At 61.9% G+C, this 18,996-nt stretch carries 16 protein-coding genes and 1 tRNA gene; 4 read left to right on the forward strand and 13 right to left on the reverse strand.

Annotated elements, in window-relative coordinates:
- Positions 1-22 precede the first annotated feature (22 nt).
- On the reverse strand, positions 23-1,930 hold the full coding sequence (gene dibA / locus J3P96_RS27015) for a phosphodiesterase DibA (RefSeq protein WP_434654278.1): 1,908 nt from the start codon (positions 1,928-1,930) through the stop codon (positions 23-25).
- A gap of 145 nt (positions 1,931-2,075) precedes the next feature.
- Here dibA and desA point away from each other — a divergent pair, with 145 nt between their 5' ends.
- A complete protein-coding gene (gene desA / locus J3P96_RS27020; RefSeq protein WP_434654281.1) occupies positions 2,076-3,260 on the forward strand; it encodes a delta-9 fatty acid desaturase DesA in 1,185 nt (394 codons plus the stop codon).
- 300 nt (positions 3,261-3,560) lie between these two features.
- Positions 3,561-4,550, forward strand: a complete 990-nt coding sequence (locus J3P96_RS27025; RefSeq protein WP_434658346.1) for a GGDEF domain-containing protein — start codon at positions 3,561-3,563, stop codon at positions 4,548-4,550.
- Positions 4,551-4,587: 37 nt separating this feature from the next.
- Here the strand turns inward: J3P96_RS27025 and J3P96_RS27030 are convergent, their stop codons facing one another.
- The 3 genes from J3P96_RS27030 to gabD form a co-directional block, all read right to left on the reverse strand.
- The gene (locus tag J3P96_RS27030) at positions 4,588-5,802 is read right to left on the reverse strand and encodes an HDOD domain-containing protein (RefSeq protein WP_434654283.1); all 1,215 of its coding nucleotides are present in this window, start codon (positions 5,800-5,802) and stop codon (positions 4,588-4,590) included.
- Between the two features lie 165 nt (positions 5,803-5,967).
- Positions 5,968-7,245 (reverse strand): 4-aminobutyrate--2-oxoglutarate transaminase, encoded by a 1,278-nt coding sequence (gabT, locus tag J3P96_RS27035; RefSeq protein ID WP_434570495.1) that lies wholly within the window; start codon positions 7,243-7,245, stop codon positions 5,968-5,970.
- 175 nt (positions 7,246-7,420) lie between these two features.
- A complete protein-coding gene (gene gabD / locus J3P96_RS27040; protein WP_434570497.1) occupies positions 7,421-8,863 on the reverse strand; it encodes an NADP-dependent succinate-semialdehyde dehydrogenase in 1,443 nt (480 codons plus the stop codon).
- A gap of 350 nt (positions 8,864-9,213) precedes the next feature.
- Here gabD and J3P96_RS27045 point away from each other — a divergent pair.
- Positions 9,214-9,290 (forward strand) — tRNA-Arg (locus J3P96_RS27045).
- A 139-nt stretch (positions 9,291-9,429) separates the two neighbouring features.
- Here J3P96_RS27045 and J3P96_RS27050 read toward each other — a convergent pair.
- The 7 genes from J3P96_RS27050 to J3P96_RS27080 form a co-directional block, all read right to left on the reverse strand.
- Positions 9,430-10,050: a hypothetical protein gene (locus J3P96_RS27050; protein ID WP_434654286.1), complete on the reverse strand. Its 621-nt coding sequence runs from the start codon at positions 10,048-10,050 to the stop codon at positions 9,430-9,432.
- A complete protein-coding gene (locus J3P96_RS27055) occupies positions 10,047-10,619 on the reverse strand; it encodes an RNA polymerase sigma factor (RefSeq protein WP_434654289.1) in 573 nt (190 codons plus the stop codon). Before J3P96_RS27055 ends, J3P96_RS27050 begins: the two co-directional genes overlap by 4 nt.
- 166 nt (positions 10,620-10,785) lie before the next feature.
- Positions 10,786-12,453 carry a vWA domain-containing protein gene (locus J3P96_RS27060; protein WP_434654292.1) on the reverse strand — a complete coding sequence of 556 codons (1,668 nt, stop codon included), beginning with the start codon at positions 12,451-12,453 and terminating at the stop codon, positions 10,786-10,788.
- A 118-nt stretch (positions 12,454-12,571) separates the two neighbouring features.
- Positions 12,572-13,153 (reverse strand): hypothetical protein, encoded by a 582-nt coding sequence (locus J3P96_RS27065; RefSeq protein ID WP_434654294.1) that lies wholly within the window; start codon positions 13,151-13,153, stop codon positions 12,572-12,574.
- A 98-nt stretch (positions 13,154-13,251) separates the two neighbouring features.
- A complete protein-coding gene (locus J3P96_RS27070; RefSeq protein WP_434654296.1) occupies positions 13,252-14,565 on the reverse strand; it encodes an MFS transporter in 1,314 nt (437 codons plus the stop codon).
- Between the two features lie 38 nt (positions 14,566-14,603).
- Complete coding sequence (locus tag J3P96_RS27075; RefSeq protein ID WP_434654299.1) at positions 14,604-14,777, reverse strand: hypothetical protein; 174 nt, start codon at positions 14,775-14,777, stop codon at positions 14,604-14,606.
- Between the two features lie 87 nt (positions 14,778-14,864).
- Positions 14,865-15,425 carry a YbhB/YbcL family Raf kinase inhibitor-like protein gene (locus tag J3P96_RS27080; RefSeq protein ID WP_434654302.1) on the reverse strand — a complete coding sequence of 187 codons (561 nt, stop codon included), beginning with the start codon at positions 15,423-15,425 and terminating at the stop codon, positions 14,865-14,867.
- A gap of 139 nt (positions 15,426-15,564) precedes the next feature.
- On the opposite strand from J3P96_RS27080, the gene J3P96_RS27085 reads away from it, so the two are divergent.
- Positions 15,565-17,097: an FAD-dependent oxidoreductase gene (locus tag J3P96_RS27085; protein ID WP_434654304.1), complete on the forward strand. Its 1,533-nt coding sequence runs from the start codon at positions 15,565-15,567 to the stop codon at positions 17,095-17,097.
- Positions 17,098-17,140: 43 nt separating this feature from the next.
- On the opposite strand, the gene pgaD is transcribed toward J3P96_RS27085, so the two are convergent.
- Both pgaD and pgaC read right to left on the reverse strand, forming a co-directional pair.
- Positions 17,141-17,644 (reverse strand): poly-beta-1,6-N-acetyl-D-glucosamine biosynthesis protein PgaD, encoded by a 504-nt coding sequence (pgaD, locus tag J3P96_RS27090; protein ID WP_434626678.1) that lies wholly within the window; start codon positions 17,642-17,644, stop codon positions 17,141-17,143.
- Positions 17,641-18,996, reverse strand: coding sequence for a poly-beta-1,6-N-acetyl-D-glucosamine synthase (gene pgaC, locus J3P96_RS27095; protein ID WP_305497636.1), 1,356 nt, complete (start codon positions 18,994-18,996; stop codon positions 17,641-17,643). Before pgaC ends, pgaD begins: the two co-directional genes overlap by 4 nt.

An 18,996-nucleotide genomic window follows, 5' to 3' on the forward strand; every position in this document is an offset into this window, starting at 1 on the left:
TAACCAAATTGCAATTCCGCTGTCAGGCGATCGTCGGCGCCCGATCCCAATCCAGCTGCTGCGCCGCCACCGGCCGTCCAAACCAATATCCCTGCCCCAGCTCACACGCCTGTTCAAGCAGAAACGCCGCCTGCTCTCGCTGCTCGATACCCTCAGCGTGCACCTGCATGCCCATGCTGCGGGCCAGGGCAATGATTACCCGGACGATCGCCGCGTCGTCTTCATCCCAGGGCAACCCGGCGACAAAACCCTGGTCGATCTTGAGTTTCTGCACCGGTAGACGCTTGAGCCGCAGCAGCGACGAATAACCTGTGCCGAAATCATCGATGGCCAACCGCACGCCCAACTCCCGCAGACGGTGCATTTGTTCCAGCGCCACCTCCGGATCATCCATGACCGCGCTTTCGGTCACCTCCAGCTCCAGGAAGGCCGGATCGAGGCCCGTGTCGTGAAGTACGCGGGCGACCTGCTCATACAATTCGCGACGGGCAAACAAACGGCTGGAGACGTTGACCGCAACGAATGACAAAACCACACCGGCCTGCTGCCAAAGACACATTTGCCGACAAGCCTGGTCCATGACCCAGGCATCGATCTGGGCGATCAACCCCGTGCGCTCGGCGATAGGAATGAACTCGGCCGGCGAAACCAGACCACGCACGGGATGTTCCCAGCGCACCAGCGCCTCGACGCCGATCAACCGGCTGGTGGCCAGGTCGTGCACCGGTTGGTAATGCACGCGTAGCTCCTGCTGCTGGAGCGCGCGACGCAGTTCGAAGGCGATCTCGACCCTTTGCTGGGCATGGGCAGTGAGTTCCTCGGTATATAACGCGTAGCCGTCACGTCCGCTGTTCTTGGCCTTGAACAGTGCTGAATCGGCGTTGCGCAGCAGTTGCCCGGCGCTGAGGGCGTCACCGGGAAACAGGCTGATGCCGATGCTGGCGTTGATAAACAGCGATTGCTCGCCGAGCTGCAACGGTGCTTTCAAGGCATCGAGGATACGCCGGGCCAAAGCCGCAGCCTGACCCGGCTGCGAGCAGTTTTCCACCAGCACCGCGAATTCGTCACCGCCTAGCCGCGCCAGGGTGATACCGGGCGCAAACAGCCCGAGGAAGCGTTCGGCAACGCCTTTGAGCAACTCGTCACCGACGTTGTGCCCGAGGCTGTCGTTGATGTTCTTGAAATGATCCAGGTCCAGCAGCAGCAACGCGCACCCACGCTTGTGCAGTTGCGCCGAAGCCACCGCCTGCTCGGCGCGATCGGAAAACAGCAGGCGATTGGGCAGGCCAGTCAGCGGATCATGATGGGCCAGGTGCGCCAGCTCATGCTCCGAGTCCTTGATCGCACTGATGTCGGAAAACACCGCAACGTATTGGCTGACTTCGCCGGTGTCATCGATGACGGCGCGGATAGTCTGCCATTGCGGGTAGATTTCACCGCTCTTGCGGCGGTTCCAGATTTCGCCACTCCATTCGCCGCGGCTGGACAGCGCCGCAAACATCTCTCGATAGAAAGCCGGGCCATGCCGGCCGGACTTGAACAGATTCGGTTGCCGGCCCAACACTTCGTCGCGGGCATAGCCGGTGATTGCCATGAATGCCCGGTTCACATGCACGATCAAACCATGGCGGTCCGTGACTAGGACACCTTCGCGGGTGCAGTCGAACACCGCGGCGGCCTGGCGTAACCGTTCACGGTCGACATTGCCCTCGGCCTTTTCGAAAAAGCGTGCTATCCGCACCCGTGCGATGAAAATCAATCCGGCACTGACGAGTACCCAGGCATAACCGTTGATCAGTTGCCAACGCAGCCGATCGGCCGAATGATCGAAGAAACTGCTCAATAAATAACCAACCAGCTGCAGCCAGGCGACTGACAGCACCAGATAAAGCAGTGCCCCACGCATGGCAGCGCGGTGATTGACGGTCATGCGGTCATCCATGTCCCTGTAATGTGAGGGGATTATAGAGGAAGAAACATTCTGCCACTCTTATCTGAAAGGCCGACTGGTTTTATCGCCGGGGCCAGGGATAATGCAACGGCAGTTTTCATCTTTATCGAGGGCCCTACAGCCTATGTGGTACGAAGGTTTTCTTGGCTTGTCGGCCTGGTCGCTGGTGGCAGTCACCCTGCTGATGACTCACGTGACGATCATCAGCGTCACGGTCTACCTGCACCGGTATTCGGCTCACCGTTCCCTGGAGCTCAACGCCGGTCTCAAACATTTCTTCCGCTTCTGGCTGTGGCTGACCACGGCGCAGAATACCCGCGAGTGGACCGCCATCCACCGCAAGCACCACGCCAAATGCGAAACCGAGGACGATCCCCACAGCCCGGTGATCAAAGGCCTGTCTACGGTGTTGCGCAAGGGCGCCGAGCTGTACCGCGCCGAAGCGGAAAATCCGGACACCTTGCGCATCTATGGCAAGAACTGCCCCGAGGACTGGATCGAACGCAACCTGTACAGCCGCTTCCCCCTACTGGGCGTGGCGATCATGGGCGTCATCGACCTGCTGCTGTTCGGCACCATCGGCATCACTATCTGGGCCATCCAGATGATGTGGATCCCGGTCTGGGCCGCTGGCGTGGTCAATGGCCTGGGGCACGCCGTGGGCTACCGCAATTTCGAATGCCGTGACGCGGCCACCAACCTGGTGCCTTGGGGCATCCTCATTGGTGGCGAAGAACTGCACAACAACCACCACACCTATCCCAATTCGGCCAAGCTGTCGGTGCGAAAATGGGAATTCGACCTGGGCTGGGCCTGGATCAAGGTCTTCAGTTTCCTGCGCCTGGCCAAGGTCCAGCGGGTCGCGCCGATCGCCCACCGGGTCGAAGGCAAGGGCCACCTGGACATGGACACCGCCATGGCGATCCTCAACAACCGTTTCCAGATCATGGCCCAGTATCGCAGGCTGGTCATCGCGCCCCTGGTCAAGCAGGAGCTGGAAAAAGTCGATCACTCGGTCCGCCACCAGTTTCATCGGGCCAAACGCTTGTTGTCGCGTGAAACAAGCCTGCTGGACGAGCGCCATCATGTGCGCATCCAGAACATGCTGGAGCACAGCCAGGCGCTGAAGGTGATCTACGAAAAACGCCTGGCCTTGCAGCAGATCTGGGTCAAGACCAGCAGCAACGGCCACGACATGCTCGCGGCCATCAAGGAATGGGTCCACGAAGCCGAGGCCAGCGGCATCCAGTCACTGCGCGATTTTGCCGACCAGCTCAAAACCTACTCGCTGCGGCCCGCCACCGCCTGACCCCCCTTGTGGCGAGGGAGCTTGCTCCCGCTGGGCCGCAAAGCGGCCCCAGAACCCGCCGAAACCGGACCATCAGGCCCACCGCTCCCGCCGGCTCACGGCTGCTTCGCAGCCGAGCGGGAGCAAGCTCCCTCGCCACAAGTTCATCCCACATGTTCGAACGAAAGCTCCCGCCCTTCGTCGCCTGAAAAGGAACTTCGCCCACAATCCCCTATCTCAAGAGCACTTCGCCATCCTGGCGGGCTTTGGAGTGAGCGCGTGCAAATCCATAGCAATGCACGTTCCTTGAGATTTGTGCCGATGGTCGACAAGAACCTACAGGATTCATCCCAGCCACATTGGCCAGAAGCGGCCCAGACACTCATGGCGCTGATGCACGCCCAGGGGGAAGTGGCGCGTCTGAGCGAGCGGGAGCAGTTGTTCAGTTCGTTGCTGGTCAGCGTCAACGCGGTGCTCTGGGCATTCAATTGGGAAACCCGGCAAGTGCTGTATGTCAGCCCCGCCTACGAGCGGATTTTCGGCCGCCCGGCCGGCCTCGTGCTGGCTGACTACAACGAATGGCGTGACGCAATCTACCCGGACGATCTGGATTACGCCGAGCGCAGCCTCGCCGAAGTGTTGGTCAAAGGCGCCGTGGAAGATCGCGAATACCGCATCATCGCCGCCGACGGCCAGATCCGCTGGCTCAGCGACAAATGCTTCATCAACCGTCAGGCCGATCCGGGCCAACCGGTGATTGTGGTCGGCATCGCCGAAGACATCACCGAAAAGAAGCTGCTCGAAAGCGAACTGCAGCGACTGGCGACCACCGACGTGCTCACCCAGAGCAGCAACCGCCGTCATTTCTTCGAGTGCGCCCATCGGGAGTTCGAGCAGGCAAGGCTGCAAGGCACGCCGATGGCATTCCTGTTGCTGGACATCGATGACTTCAAACTGATCAACGACACTTACGGCCACCAGGAAGGCGATACGGTATTGCAAAAGATCGCCGAGAGCGGGCGGAGCGTGCTCAGGCGCGGTGACCTCTTCGGTCGGATTGGTGGTGAAGAGTTTGCCGCTGTTTTCCCCGGCTGTGCCCCGGACATGGCATTGCAGGTCGCCGAGCGCTTGCAGCGGGAAATCCAGCGCCTGGCGTTTCGCTGCGGGGAGCATAACTTCGGCATCACCGTCAGCCAGGGCCTGACCGGGATCAGCCCCGAAGACCAGACCCTCGACAACCTGTTCGCCCGTGCTGACGCGGCGATGTACGAGGCCAAGCGCCAGGGCAAGAACCGCATCATCGCGGCTTGAGTGTCTCACCCTCAATCAACTGTGATCAGTGGTGAATTTACTGGCGGCGCAACCGCATCAACTCTGGCAGCCCGATCTTCAGCAAGCGCGCCGTGCGTCCCCGGGCCAGTTCTTCAAGCCCTTCGTGCGCGGGTAAATGCGCCATCTGCGCCGCCATGTTCATCACCAGCGCCTCGCGGGAATAAACCCCGCCACCGAGACCGTAGACCGCCGCGATCAATTCGCGCAGCTCCAGCGGCAAGCGCCAGCGTGTACGCAGCGCCGAGCCAAAACCGGCGCCGAACTGTTCGAGCGAATCGCCGATTTCCTCCGGCTCGTCCAACTCGCCGCCGGCCTGCTTCCACTCTTCCATGCAGCGCAGCAGTGCCAGGTCGCCCAAGCGATGCAACAGGCCGGCGCAATAACAGCGCTCCTGTTCCAGATCAAGCATGCGCGCCATCGTCCGAGCGTACTCGGCGGTGTGCAGCGACAACTCCCAATAACGTTCGGCATAGTCCGCCAGCCAAGGCACGTTCAACCGGGCACAGCGCTTGAGGGTCAAGCCCAGGATCAGGTTCATGCTTTGCCCGGTGCCTAGCTGATGCAGCGCCTGGGCCACGGTCTGCACCGGACCGCCGCCCTGATGTTGCGCGGCGCTGTTGGCCGCGGCAATCAGCACGGCGGTGATCTGCGGGTCAGTACGGAGCTCTTCTTCCAGCAGTTTCAGATCCAGTCCACCAGGATTGAGGCTGCGTTTGATCGCGACCTGCACATCGGTCATCAACGGCGCGCCTTCGGCCATGTCTCGTCGACGCTCCAGGAACGTTGCCAATGTAAGGCCCGGTCCTGGAATTGGCGCGGCGTTGGATGTGTCCTCGCTATGGAGAAGTAACCCTTGCAGACGCTGGGTCAGGTTTTCCCGGTTCAAGGGCTTGGTCAGATAGGCCGTCGGCGCCAGGGGCAAGACCTCGCGCACGCTGGCGCTGTCGTTGCGCCGGCTCACCAGGATGAACGGCAACACGGGCGTGCGATGGTGTTGGCGCAAGCTGCGCAAGATGCTCAGGCCATCGACACCCGGCAGTTCCCAATCGGCGATCACCAGGTCGTAAGAACTATGCGCCAGGAGCTCCAAGGCCTGCCGTCCCTCGCCACAAGTGTCTATCCGCGCATCGCAACGCACTCCGGACAGCACTTGTTCAAGCAGCTCCCTGGACGCCGGATCGGCCTCGGCGATCAACACACGCGGTACAGCGGGTAAATCCACAGCAGTCATGCCGCATCGCTCCCTTGCAATACATGCACCTTAGACAATAACGGCCATTCCAGACAGGTCGAAACCACCGTGGATCTGTAGCCGAATATGAAAAAACCCGCCGAAGCGGGTTTTTTGTGGATCAGCACAAAGCTCAGAGCTCGTAAGGATCAGAGCTCGTAAATATCAAAGCTCGGAGAAACACTCTTCGATGATTGCCAGGCCTTTGTCCAGTTGCTCGTCCGGCGAAGTCAGCGGCACCAGCACGCGCAGGACGTTGCCATAGGTGCCGCAGGACAGCAGGATCAAGCCCTTGTCGCGCGCCTTGGCCACCACTTGCGCAACGGCGGCAGCGTTCGGCTTGTGGGTGTCGCCATCTTCGAACAACTCCACGGCGATCATGGCGCCCAGGGCACGGACTTCACCGATGACCGGGTACTTCTTCTGGATAGCCTTGAGGCCAGTCACCAGGCGCTCGCCCACGGCCTTGCAGCGATCCAGCAGGTGTTCTTCTTCGAACACGTCCATCACCGCCAGCGCAGCGGCGCAGGCAATCGGGCTGCCGGCATAGGTGCCGCCGAGGCCGCCCGGCGCGATCGCGTCCATGTATTCGGCCTTGCCGCACACACCGGCCAGCGGGAAACCGCCAGCAATGGATTTGGCAAAGGTGGTCAGGTCGGCAGCGACGCCCATCTGCTCCATGGCGAAGAACGTACCGGTACGACCGGCGCCGGTCTGCACTTCGTCGGCAATCAGCAGGATGCCGTGCTGGTCGCACAAAGCGCGCAGGCGCTGCATGAAGGCTTTCGGCGCCACATAGAAGCCACCCTCGCCCTGGACCGGCTCGATGATGATGGCGGCGATGTCGCGTGGCTCGGCGTCGTTCTTGAAGATGCGTTCGATGCTGGCGATGGAGTCGTCGACGCTCACGCCATGCAGCTCGTTCGGGTACAGCGCGCGGAAAATGCCGCCAGGCATCAGGCCCATGCCGGCCGAGTAAGGCACGACCTTACCGGTCAGGCCCAGGGTCATCATGGTACGACCGTGGTAAGCGCCGGTGAAGGCGATCACACCGGCACGGCCGGTGGCGGCGCGGGCGATCTTCACGGCGTTTTCCACCGCTTCGGAACCGGTGGTCACCAGCAGGGTTTTCTTGGCGAAATCACCCGGGACCTTGGCGTTGATTTTTTCGCACAGCTCCACGTACGGCTCGTAGGCCAGGACCTGGAAGCAAGTGTGGGTCAGCTTGTTCAGCTGTTCGGTGACGGCGGCGATGATCTTCGGGTGCACGTGGCCGGTGTTCAGTACGGCGATACCACCGGCGAAGTCGATGAATTCACGGCCCTCAACGTCGGTAACCGTGGCGTTCTTCGCCGATTCGGCAAAGATCGGGTGAATCTGGCCGACACCGCGGGGAACAGCGGCGGTACGGCGGGCCATCAGGTCTGCGTTGGTCTTGCTCATTAAAAATGTCCTCATTCGCCGCTCATCGGTCGGCGTGGCTCAAGGAATACATGGCGGGGAGGCAACTGCGACAGCATGCGATGATCGACTGCCGCAGCGTTCCGGCCACAAGAAACAGAACGGGGTGAAACGCGCAAAGGGACAGCGCTCTCGTGCCCTTTGCGCTTGTAGCAGATCAGATACCCAGGCAGAGGTATTTGATTTCCAGGTAGTCCTCGATGCCGTACTTGGAGCCCTCACGGCCCAGGCCCGAAGCCTTGATGCCGCCGAACGGCGCGACTTCGTTGGAGATCAAACCGGTGTTGACGCCGACCATGCCGTATTCCAGGGCTTCGGCCACACGGAACACACGGCCCAGGTCGCGGGCATAAAAGTACGAAGCCAGGCCGAACTCGGTGTCGTTGGACATCGCGATCACTTCGGCTTCGTCTTTGAAGCGGAACAGCGGCGCCAATGGGCCGAAGGTTTCTTCCTTCGCCACGGCGGCATTCTTCGGCACGTTGGTCAGGATGGTCGGCTCGAAGAAATTGCCTTCCATCGGCTTGCCGCCCGACAGCACGGTCGCGCCTTTGCTGACCGCATCGGCGATATGTTCCTGTACCTTGGCAACCGCTTTTTCGTCGATCAACGGACCGGTAGTGATACCGTCTTCCAGACCGTTGCCGATCTTGAGCTTGGCCACCGCTGCCTTGAGTTTCTCGGCGAAGGCGTCGTATACCGAATCCTGGACGTACAGGCGGTTGGCGCAGACGCAGGTCTGGCCGTTGTTGCGGTATTTGGAAATGATCGCGCCTTCGACGGCCTTATCCAGGTCCGCGTCGTCGAACACGATGAAGGGCGCGTTGCCGCCCAGTTCCAGGGAAACCTTCTTGATGTCCTTGGCGCATTCGGCCATCAACTGGCGACCGATCTCGGTCGAACCGGTGAAGGACAGCTTGCGCACGATCGGGTTGCTGGTCAGCTCGCCCCCGATGTCGCCGGCACTGCCGGTGACTACGCTCAACACGCCTTGCGGGATGCCGGCACGGTGCGCCAGCTCTACCAGGGCCAGGGCCGAGAACGGCGTCTGCGAAGCCGGCTTGATGACCATGGTGCAACCGGCGGCCAGGGCCGGGCCGGCCTTGCGGGTGATCATCGCGGCCGGGAAGTTCCACGGCGTGATGGCGGCGGTCACGCCAATCGGCTGCTTGATCACGATCAGGCGCTTGTCCGGCTGGTGTCCGGGAATCACATCACCGTAGATGCGCTTGGCTTCTTCGGCGAACCATTCGATAAAGGAGGCGGCATAGACGATCTCGCCCTTGGCTTCGGCCAGCGGCTTGCCCTGCTCCAGGGTCATCAGGCGACCAAGGTCGTCCTGGTTTTCGATCAGCAATTCATACCAGCGACGCAGCTTGTTGGCGCGTTCCTTGGCGGTCAACGCACGCCAGGCCGGCAGCGCCTTGTCGGCGGCTTCGATCGCGCGACGGGTTTCGGCAGCGCCCATCTTCGGCACTGTGCCCAATACTTCGCCCGTCGCCGGGTTGGTGACCTTGATCGTCTGACCATTGTCCGCATCGACCCAAGCGCCATCGATAAAGGCTTGCTGGCGGAACAACTGGGTGTCTTTAAGCTGCATGTCGGCTTTCCTTAACAGCACCGCGCGCACGCGGAGCGAATTAGAGTTGTAGAAAGGCGCCTCATGGGCTGCCGTCAGGGAAATCATCCACCGGGCTGAAGCACAGAAATAACGCACATAAGCACAGACGTGCGGTTCAGCACCCAGACAAGAGCGTTTGAAATCTCAAACGAATCCTAGGGCCGATGGGGTTGGAGGACAATAGGCTGTTCGAAAAAAAGAACGAAAAAGCTGCATTTGCCTGTTTTTTCTGATCAGCGTAGCCAACAGCCGCCGAGCGAGGCGAAAACAAACGGCAAATCAGCAGCATGGACGCCCGCCATGCTTATGAGTATCATGGCGCCCGCGTTGCACCAGTAGCTCAGCTGGATAGAGTACTGCCCTCCGAAGGCAGGGGTCGTGGGTTCGAATCCCGCCTGGTGCACCAGACATGAAAAATCAAAAGCCCCAGTCCTCACGGATTGGGGCTTTTTTTGTGGCGCTGTCCTTACCCGATTCTGAACTGGGTAGTTTTGGGGCTGCTGCGCAGCCCAGCGGGAGCAAGCTCCCTCGCCACGGGTGCTCGGTCATCGCTTACGCAATATTTCCAACCGCGCCGGCAAGTCTTCCTTGGGAAAGCGCTTGTGCAACGCCAGCAGCTTCTCATCAGCCGCCTTGCTGTCACCCGCCTCGCGCAATCGCAGCACTTCCAGCAGCTCCTGCTCCAGTGTTGGCATTGCGGCGGGCGCGGATTTGCTCATTTTCGCTGCGGGCTTATCCGCCAACGCCTGCATCGGGCTGGCCGGGGCTCGGGCCAGTTCGCCCTGGGGCGCCATGCGAGTGATCGGTGCGGGGGCGGGCATGGCTGGCGGTGGGGCAGCGGCAACCGGGGGCCGTTGCCGATCAGTGGAAAACTCCATCGAGGCGGGTGAAGCCAGTTGCTCCTCGGTCGGCGTACGCAGCACCAGGCCGATCATCAGCGCCACACCGGCAACCGTGGCGAACGCCATTTGCCACCGGGGTCGCTGACAAGCCTGCAGCCAGCGCTGCCACGGGCTCGGTGCCGGCGTCGGCGTCGGGGCTTCACGGCGCGCGGTGGCCAGGATGAACGCGTCCATGGAGGCCGGCGGCTCGCCGCTGGCGTGTTGGCGGAAATGTTCGACCAGCGTTTCGTCGATGGAATCCGGCGTCTGTTTGGGGTCGATCATGCGGGTACCTCCTCGGCCAACAGGCGATGCAGCTTCTGTTGGGCGTAACGCAAGCGGCTCTTGACCGTTTCCAGCGGAACGCCGGTCAGGGCAGCGATCTGTGGCAGTTCGAGATCACCGTGCAGGCGCAGCAGGAACACTTCCCGCTGATCCTCGGGCAAGGCCTGCAACGCGGCGTCCAGACGAGCCTGGTCGCGACTCAGGCGCAACTGTTGCTCAGGGTTGCCGGTGTCGTCGGGCTGGACATGAATCTGCTCGTCGTAACTGTCGTGCAGCGGGTTGTGGACGCCGTGCTTGCGCCAGTGGTCGATCAAGCGGTTACGGGCAATCTGGAACAACCATGTACGAAAACTCGCCCGGCCTTGTGGCTGGGTGGTGCTGCGAATCAGGCTGAGCCAGGTGTCCTGGAAAATTTCCTCGGCCAGTTCGGCCTTGTTGCTCAAGGACACGAGAAAACGATAAAGCCCTTGCCGATGGCGGACGTACAGGGCTTCGAAACAAGCCCCGTCGCCTTCGCGATAGCGGGCCAGCAGCGATTCGTCGCTGGGAGAATCAAGCGCAGCGGGCATGTCCGTGTCGAACTCCTTAGGCGATCATTGCAACACAGCCCTGGCAGACCCCGTGGGAGCGAGCTTGCTCGCGATAGCGGTGTGTCAGCCAATATAAATGCAACTGAACCGACGCCATCGCGAGCAAGCTCGCTCCCACATTTTTTGATCCTCGTTGTCGTCAGGATCAGCGTCTGGCCGCAGGTTCGAGGCTCTGGGCCAGCTCCACCAGTTGCACGAACTCGGCACGCAGCCCGAACGGATCGTCACCGCGCGCCGAGCGCGCCAACTGCGCGGTATCCTTCAAGGTCATCTGCCCAGTGTAGCGTCCATCGCCCTTGAGCTGTTGGGCGAAGGCTGCCACGGCGGCGGAGAAGCGCAGGTCGTCGCTGGTTTTGTCATTGCGCGGTGAAACGGCAATGGGATGTTCGATCAACCGGCTGCTACCGCCTTCCGCCAGCTTGTAGCGTACGCGCAACATCGCCAGTTCGCCTGACTTGCCGTCCGCCTTGGGTGCGCTGCCATAACGCAGCGGCTCCAACCAGCCCTGCTCTCCTTTCGGGACAATTTCATACAGCGCGGTCACGGTATGCCCAGCGCCGATCTCGCCTGCGTCGACCTTGTCGTTGCTGAAATCCTCACGCTTCAACGCGCGGTTCTCATAACCCAGCAGTCGATATTCGCTGACCTGGGCGGGGTTGAACTCCACCTGCAACTTCACGTCTCGCGCTACCACCGCCAGGGTGGAGCTGAGCTGGTCCACCAGGACCTTGCGCGCTTCGAGCAGGTTGTCGATGTACGCGTAGTTACCGTCACCGGCGTCAGCCAGTTGCTCCATCAGGTGTTCGTTGTAGTTATCCACACCGAAGCCCAGTGTGGTCAGGGAGACGCCGCTTTTGCGCTGATCCACGGCCATCTGCTTGAGGCTGTCGAAATCACTGATGCCGACGTTGAAGTCACCATCGGTGGCCAGCAGGATGCGGTTGATGCCTTTGTCGATAAAGCTCTCCCGAGCCATCTGATAGGCCAGTTCGATGCCCGAGGCACCGGCGGTCGATCCACCGGCGTTCAGTTGATCGATGGCGTTGCGGATCTTCACCTTGTCGCTACCCGAGGTGGGCTTGAGCACCACCCGCGACTCACCGGCATAGACCACCAGGGACACCCGGTCCTGATCGCGCAATTGGTCCACCAGCAATTTCAGCGTACTCTTGACCAGCGGCAGGCCTTCGCGACGGTTCATCGAGCCGGACACATCCACCAGAAACACCAGGTTGGCCGGGGCCAGGTCTGAGACGGCGCGGTCGCTGGCCTTGATCCCGACACGCAACAACCGGGTGTGAGGGTTCCAGGGCGATGGCGCGATTTCGGTGGTCACGCCAAAGGGCGAACCGTCGGTGGGCAACGCGTAGTGGTAAGGAAAGTAGTTGACCATTTCCTCCAACCGCACAGCGCCCTCAGGCGGCAGGCTGCCCTGGTTGAGGAAACGTCGCACGTTGGCATAGCTACCGGTATCGACATCCACGCTGAAGGTCGAGACCGGTGTCTCGGCGACGCTGTGGACAGGATTTTCCGGCAGCTTCTCGTACTGTTCGCGCGGCTCGCTGCGGTAATCATTGGAGACTACATCGCCCATCGGCGCAGGCATTGATGCCGGCGCCGCCATGCGCTTGGCCATAGGCTGGCGCACGTAGGCGATCTCTCCTAGCGGCGCGACAATGGGCGCCGCCGCCACCGGTTCGGCCGGCTTGGCAGCCTCACGGGACGAAGACAACCCACAACCGGCCAACGCCACCAGCAGCGTGACGGCAAAGCCCTGGGTGGCAGGACGCATATACGAAAGCGGACGGGACATGGGCTGAACCTCGTGAGTGGATGATCCGTTCACAAGGTCAGACGCAAGAGATCAGTGGTTCGGGTTAACGACCAGAAAATTTTTTATGCCCTGGTCCTCTCAGCGGCGGCAAATAGCATCAGCGAGACGGAATGGCCCGCAGGTCATCGGCGATGAAACGACTCAACTGGCTGGTGTAGTACTCCTCGACATCGGAATTGCCCCGTTTCGTGAGGGCTCCAGCGATGCCTTTCATGGCGTGAAATTGCCCGATTGCGCCGGCCGGCATCAGCCCCTCGCGAGCCTGGGCGAAATGCAGCACCTCGGCGCCGGCCTTCTTCACCTGGACCTGGTAGCTGAAATCGACACTGGCAAGGTACGTACCGTCGGCAACGATACTGCTCATCAAACCACCTTGGGTGTCCTGGATACGGCGGGCGTAGACGGCGTTGATATCCAGCAGGTAGTCAGCGCTTTCCTTGCTGGAGGCGTAGCGATTGCCGTCGAGCAGGCGCACGATCAGGTCGGTGTGCAGCTTGTCACGGACTTTTTCGTCGGGCAGGAAACGTTCGTTCTTGCCGGCGACCTCTACGTTGAACGTGTCGATCCAGTATGTGGCGGTTTGGGGAATCGTCACCGGCGCAGGAGAAATGTAGTAGTCCGGCTTGGACGCGCAGCCCGCCATAAGCAAGATGGCGAGGAAGGTGGCAAAAACGCGCATGAGATTCGTCCCTGAAAGAAATGATGCCAAAATGGTGGCGCCATTTTAAGGACGACGGTGGGATTCTCAAGCGGTTTTTCCTTTTACGCGGCGCAGGATCAAGACTCACAGGCCAGAGAGGGCCGCAGGATCTTTGCGTGCCGCCTCGGAAAATAAGCCGCCGCCCCTACTCCCACCGCGCCCATCACCACGCAATACACCACGCAAACCCACGGGCTCCACGGCACCAGCGCAATCAACAACAACGGCGTCATGCTGGCCCAGAGTGCATAAGCGATGTTGTAGGTGAAGGAGATACCGGACACGCGAATCTTTGGCGGGAACAGGCTGACCATCACCGAAGGCACCGCGCCGACCACGCCGCAACCCAGGCCGGCCACGGCGTAGGCCAGGCCCAGCCAGTCGCTCCCGCTGATCAGGCTGGCATACAGCACGGCGATGCCCAAGGGCAGCAGCAGGCTGTAGAGCATGACAGTGCGCCAGGCGCCGATGCGGTCGACGACGAGGCCGGCCAGGACGCAGCCGATGTTCAGGAAAACGATGCCGAGGCTGCTCAGGGCAAACGTGTGGCTGGGGGTCAGGCCGAAGCTTTTCTGCATCACTGTGGGGGTGATGACCACAAACACCACCACGGCGGAAGTCAGTACGCAGGTAAGAATGGCGGCGGGCAGCAAGGCATGCCGATGGTCGCGCAAAACCGTGCGCAGCGGCAGCTCCGTCGCGCCTTCGCGATTGGCTTGCAGGGCCATGAAGATCGGCGTTTCGCTCAGCCAGCGGCGCAGCCAGACGCCGATCACGCCGAATACCCCACCCAGCAGGAACGGCAAGCGCCACGCGTAGTCGAGGATTTCGGTCGGGGTGAAGATCCGCGCCAGCGCCGTGGCGGTCAAGGCGCCGAGCAAGTAGCCGAAGGTCAAGCCCGCCTGGAGAAAGCCCAAGGCATAGCCGCGATGCCGCAACGGCGCGTGTTCGGCCACGAACACCCAGGCACTCGGCACCTCCCCACCCACCGCCGCGCCTTGCAGGATGCGCAGCGCCAACAACAGCAACGGGGCGAAATAGCCGATTTGCGCATAGGTCGGCAGTACACCGATGAGCAGACACGGCAACGCCATCATCAGGATGCTCAGGCTGAAGACACGCTTGCGGCCCAGGCGATCGGCAAAATGCGCCATGAGTATCCCGCCCAGGGGACGCGCCAGATAGCCGGTCGCAAAAATCCCGAAGCTCTGTAGCAGGCGCAGCCACTCGGGCATTTCCGGCGGGAAGAACAGTTGGCTGAGGGTTAGGGCGAAAAAAACGAAAATGATGAAGTCGTAGATTTCCAGCGCGCCGCCGAGGGCGGCGAGGCCCAGGGTCTTGTAGTCGGAGCGGCTGAACCGCGCGCCTGGCAAATGATGGGTGGCAGTCATAGGCATGTTTGGAAAAATGGTTGGAAGAAGGCGTCGGATCAGGCAGCGGGCCCCTTGCCCACGGGCTGCGCCGACGGTTGGCCTGGCTCGGCGTCTACGGCCTCGTCAGCAGGCAGAAAATCCTTGCGGCTCTGGGCGATGGCCCGGCGTATTTCGTCGCCCTTGGTGGGGCAGTTCTTGAGGCGGGCGATGCCGTCGGTTTGCTGCGTCATCGCCATCCTCCGGTATGAGTGAACAGGCGCCGATAGTGCTCGCTTTTGGCGCTCGATGCCAACTTACGTGACGATTGGGGCTGCCGGTCAGCGGTGGTAGCGGCGCACCACGCTGCTGTTGCGCAGTACGTGGCCTTTGAGTTTTTCCATCAACTGGGCGCGTGTGAGGCCGGCGGGCAATGCGTCGGGTGGCAGGTCCAGGGCGAATATCTGGATCAGGTAGTGATGAGCGCTGTCGCCAACGGGTGGGCACGGACCGATGTAGCCGTGAGTGCTCTTGCTGTTGATGCCGCTCATGCCTTCCAGGGTGGATTTGGTGCCCGCGCCCGCCGGGATCTGTCGGGTGCTGGCCTTGATGCCGTAATGGACCCAGTGGTCGACGCCCTGCCCGCGCTGGCCATCGGGATCGAGCATGACGATGGCATAGCTGAGGGTGCCAGGCGGGCCGGCGTTCCAGCTCAGCGCCGGCGAAATATTCTTGCCGCCGCAGGTGTTCGCGTCGCTCGCGGCGGCGGCAGTGAAGAGGCGGTCGTCCGACACACCGGGAATGCTCAGGGTGAAACGCTCTTCGGCCTGGACAACCCCTTGCGCGCACAGCACGAGGGTGACGGCCGCGAGCCAGGAGGAAAGGGAGGTCAATCGAGTCATACCGGGCACCTTAATTCGATTCAGGCCATGGACGGCCTGCGAACTATAGCCGCAGCGCCGGCCCGGTTGCAGTGACAATTATGCTGAACCTCGTTGCACTCCCCTGACTCGAACGGGAAACGCCTGTCGGAGAACGACCATGCCCATGCATCAAGTCGCCCGCCTCGCTGATGTGCGAGAGGACCGCGGCCTCGAAGTGACCCTCAACGAAACGCCCGTCCTGCTGCTGCGGGCTGGCGGACAGGTCCGAGCCTTCCAAGGCAAATGCCCGCATGCCGGGGCGCCGCTGGCCGAGGGCGCGGTATGTCACGGCAGGCTGATCTGCCCGTGGCACAAGGCCGCGTTCCGTGCCGAAGACGGCGCCCTGTGCGAGCCGCCGGCCCTCGACAGCCTGCAGCGTTATCATGTCGAGCTGCGGGGCGATGAAGTATGGGTCGATGAGCAACCACTGCCAGCCGAAAAAATCCCTCCCGCCGATGACCCGCGCACCTTCGTCATCGTCGGCGCCGGAGCGGCCGGCACGGCTTGCGCGGCGGCGCTGCGCGAGAAGGGTTTCGGTGGGCGGATCCAGATGATCGACCGCGAAGCCGAGGCCGGTTATGACCGCACCGTACTGAGCAAATACGTGTTGGCCGGCGACATGGCCGCGGAAAAGACGCCGGCCTTGCGCGATGAAACCTACTTCACCCGGCAACGCATCGAAAGGCGCAACGGCGAAGTGGCCGGTCTCGACATCAGCGCGCGCCAGATTCATCTCGCCGACGGTCAACGCCTGGACTATGACGCACTGCTCATCGCCACCGGTGGAGTGCCCAGGACGCCAGACATGCCGGGCCTCGACTTGCCCAATGTGTTCACCCTGCGCTCTTTGGCCGATACCCGGCAAATCCTCGACCGTGCCCAGCCGGGGCAGCGAGCGGTGATTATCGGCGACAGCTTCATCGCCATGGAAGTCGCCTCGTCCCTGCGCAAACGTGAACTGAGCGTGACCGTCCTGGCCCGCCACCCGGTCCCGTTCGCCGCGCAGTTTGGCGACAGCATCGGCAAGGCGATCCTGGCCCGACACCGGGCCAATGGTGTGGTCTATCACAGCGAGGGCGAAGCCGCGCGGATCGAAGGTGCGGAAAAGGTTGAAGCCGTGGTGCTGGATAACGGTCAGCCTTTCGCAGCGGACCTGGTCATCATCGGTGTCGGCGTGCGCCCGGCGACCGAGCCGTTCGCCGATCTGCCACGGGAAAAAGATCAATCATTGATCGCTGACGACGGCATGCGCGTCGCCGATGGCGTCTGGGCCGTTGGCGATATCGCCACCTTTCCCCTCAACGGCCAACCCCGGCGCATCGAACATTGGCGCCTGGCCCAGCAACAGGCACGCATCGCCGCGACGAACATGCTCGGCGGTGAGGAACACTACCTGGATGTGCCATTCTTCTGGACGTACCACTTCGGCAAACGCTACGACTACCTCGGTCATGCCGAGGAATGGGACGAGGTGCAATTCAAGGGCACGCCTGAGCATCCTCCGTTCATCGCTCTGCTGGGCAAGGACGGTCTCGTTGCCGCCGTCGTGGCCTGCGATGAAGGCCGGGCCATGGCGGCGCTGGCCCAGCGCATGAAACAACCGCTGCCGGTGGATGAGGCCTGGCGGCTGGTCCGGGATTTTTCGGTGTAGCTTGTCTTGAAGACAATATAAAACCTGTGGTGTTTTGCGTTGACTACGCAGGGCGATCAGCCGGCAGATGAATCACCGGCGGCCGGTCCAGCGGTGCCAGGGGCGGCGGTTGCAAGTCCGGGCTCAGCAGATGAAAGTGCGGCACTACGTGGCTGATGTCGCCATCCGGGTTGTTATGGATGATTTTGGAGCCAGGCTGGCGCAGCGTTTCCAGTCGTTCGTCAGTCAGCTTGAAACTTGCGCTCAGGCCTTGGTCATCCACCGCAGGCCTCGGCAGCCGACGCTGGGCGAAGCTGCGGCTTTTGCGCTGTTGGTAACGCGCCCAGGTAATCAGGATGATTGCGTTGACCAGCGCGATCCAGCCATAGATCTGCAAGGTTCCCAGGGTATCGAACAACGAACCACCCAGGCGCGGCCCGGCATGGCTGTCGAACAACGGCCAGAGCCCGTTGACCAGCAGATACAACAGCCCAACCCACGCCAGCACGGTGAAAAGCACATCGATGACCACCAGAAAAGGCCGCTGCCGGGTCCTGATAATTTTCATCGGATCACTTCCTCTTCTTCGTCATCGAACGGCTTGATCCCGCGATCCGGGCTGACCCAGCGCGCACGTTTCTGATGCTGCCCGAACAGCACCTTGGGGAAACTCACCAGGGTGGTGAACAGGCTGATCAACCAGAACACCAACGGGTACCAGACCACCCAGAACATGATGTGCCACAGGCCTTTTTCGTAGCGACGGTCGATCAGGATGCTCACCGCGAACTGCATCAGGCACACCACCGCCAGCAACAGCCCGGTGAAGGCCGGCGGCATGAGGTGGTCCACCGCGATGGCGGCGGGCATCTCGATGAATTTGCCAGCGCCCCAGAAGATCACCGACAGCAGGAAGGTGAACGCCCAACCGGTGGACAGGCAGTATTCGAACAGCAGCGGCCACAGGTAACGGTGGCGGTATTGCCAGATGCCGCGGATGTTCTTGAACAGCACTTCGGCACCGCCCTGGGCCCAGCGCAGCCGTTGCCGCCACAGGCCGCGCAGGGTTTCGGGCATGAGGATCCAGCACAACGCACGGGGTTCGTAGAAAATGCTCCAGTGGTCCAGTTGCAGCTTCCAGCTGATGTCGATGTCCTCGGTGATCATGTCCGGGCTCCAGTAGCCGACCCGGTGCAGCGCTGTGCGACGGAAGGCGACGATCACGCCGGACACGGTGAAGATCCGTCCGAAGACCCGCTGGGTACGCTTGATCAAGCCGATGATCGAGGAAAACTCACCGACCTGGACCCGACCCACCAATGTTGAACGGGTGCGAATGCGCGGGTTGCCCGTCACCGCGCCGAGGCGGGCGTTGTCGAGCATCGGCGCCACCAGGTAGGCGCAGGTATTCGGTGCCAGCAGCGCGTCGCCGTCAATGCACACCAGGTATTCGCTGCGTGCAGCGATGGCGCCCATGCGCAGGGCTACGGCCTTGCCCTGGTTTTCCGCCAGGTGCAGCACACGCAAGCGCGGGTCTTCGGCGGCCAGTCGGTCCAGCACCTCGGCGGTGTTGTCCTTGGAGCCGTCGTTGATGGCGATCACCTCGATGTTCGGGTAGTGCTGGCCCAGCGCTGCGTGAATCGTGTCGGCAACGTTGTCGCCTTCGTTGAAGCACGGGATCAGGATGCTGATCAGCGGTTCGCCGGCCAGGGGCGGCGGCAAGGTATCGTCTTTCCACGGCCAGTGGCGCTCCCAGTGCAGCCAGAAATACAGGCCCCCGGCGATCCACAGCCCGGACATGAACAGCGGGTAGAAGAACACGAAGTCCATCAGGAATTGCCCAGTGACCAGGAAGATCAGGCCCAGGGGCACCCCAAGGACGATCGCCAGCACCAGGACGGCGAGCAGTCTGTCGAGCAT

Origin of the sequence: Pseudomonas sp. R3-56 (genome assembly GCF_051132075.1) — a bacterium.
Lineage (GTDB): Bacteria > Pseudomonadota > Gammaproteobacteria > Pseudomonadales > Pseudomonadaceae > Aquipseudomonas.

Bases quoted from the DNA above. Each gene is read 5' to 3' on its own strand.
- pgaD (WP_434626678.1), bottom strand. From the start codon at position 17,644: ATGAAAATTATCAGGACCCGGCAGCGGCCTTTTCTGGTGGTCATCGAT.
- gabD (WP_434570497.1), bottom strand. From the start codon at position 8,863: ATGCAGCTTAAAGACACCCAGTTGTTCCGCCAGCAAGCCTTTATCGAT.
- J3P96_RS27075 (WP_434654299.1), bottom strand. From the start codon at position 14,777: ATGACGCAGCAAACCGACGGCATCGCCCGCCTCAAGAACTGCCCCACC.
- J3P96_RS27070 (WP_434654296.1), bottom strand. From the start codon at position 14,565: ATGACTGCCACCCATCATTTGCCAGGCGCGCGGTTCAGCCGCTCCGAC.
- J3P96_RS27050 (WP_434654286.1), bottom strand. From the start codon at position 10,050: ATGATCGACCCCAAACAGACGCCGGATTCCATCGACGAAACGCTGGTC.
- dibA (WP_434654278.1), bottom strand. From the start codon at position 1,930: ATGACCGTCAATCACCGCGCTGCCATGCGTGGGGCACTGCTTTATCTG.
- J3P96_RS27030 (WP_434654283.1), bottom strand. From the start codon at position 5,802: ATGACTGCTGTGGATTTACCCGCTGTACCGCGTGTGTTGATCGCCGAG.
- J3P96_RS27055 (WP_434654289.1), bottom strand. From the start codon at position 10,619: ATGCCCGCTGCGCTTGATTCTCCCAGCGACGAATCGCTGCTGGCCCGC.
- desA (WP_434654281.1), top strand. From the start codon at position 2,076: ATGTGGTACGAAGGTTTTCTTGGCTTGTCGGCCTGGTCGCTGGTGGCA.
- J3P96_RS27060 (WP_434654292.1), bottom strand. From the start codon at position 12,453: ATGTCCCGTCCGCTTTCGTATATGCGTCCTGCCACCCAGGGCTTTGCC.
- J3P96_RS27080 (WP_434654302.1), bottom strand. From the start codon at position 15,425: ATGACTCGATTGACCTCCCTTTCCTCCTGGCTCGCGGCCGTCACCCTC.
- pgaC (WP_305497636.1), bottom strand. From the start codon at position 18,996: ATGCTCGACAGACTGCTCGCCGTCCTGGTGCTGGCGATCGTCCTTGGG.
- gabT (WP_434570495.1), bottom strand. From the start codon at position 7,245: ATGAGCAAGACCAACGCAGACCTGATGGCCCGCCGTACCGCCGCTGTT.
- J3P96_RS27065 (WP_434654294.1), bottom strand. From the start codon at position 13,153: ATGCGCGTTTTTGCCACCTTCCTCGCCATCTTGCTTATGGCGGGCTGC.
- J3P96_RS27025 (WP_434658346.1), top strand. From the start codon at position 3,561: ATGGTCGACAAGAACCTACAGGATTCATCCCAGCCACATTGGCCAGAA.
- J3P96_RS27085 (WP_434654304.1), top strand. From the start codon at position 15,565: ATGCCCATGCATCAAGTCGCCCGCCTCGCTGATGTGCGAGAGGACCGC.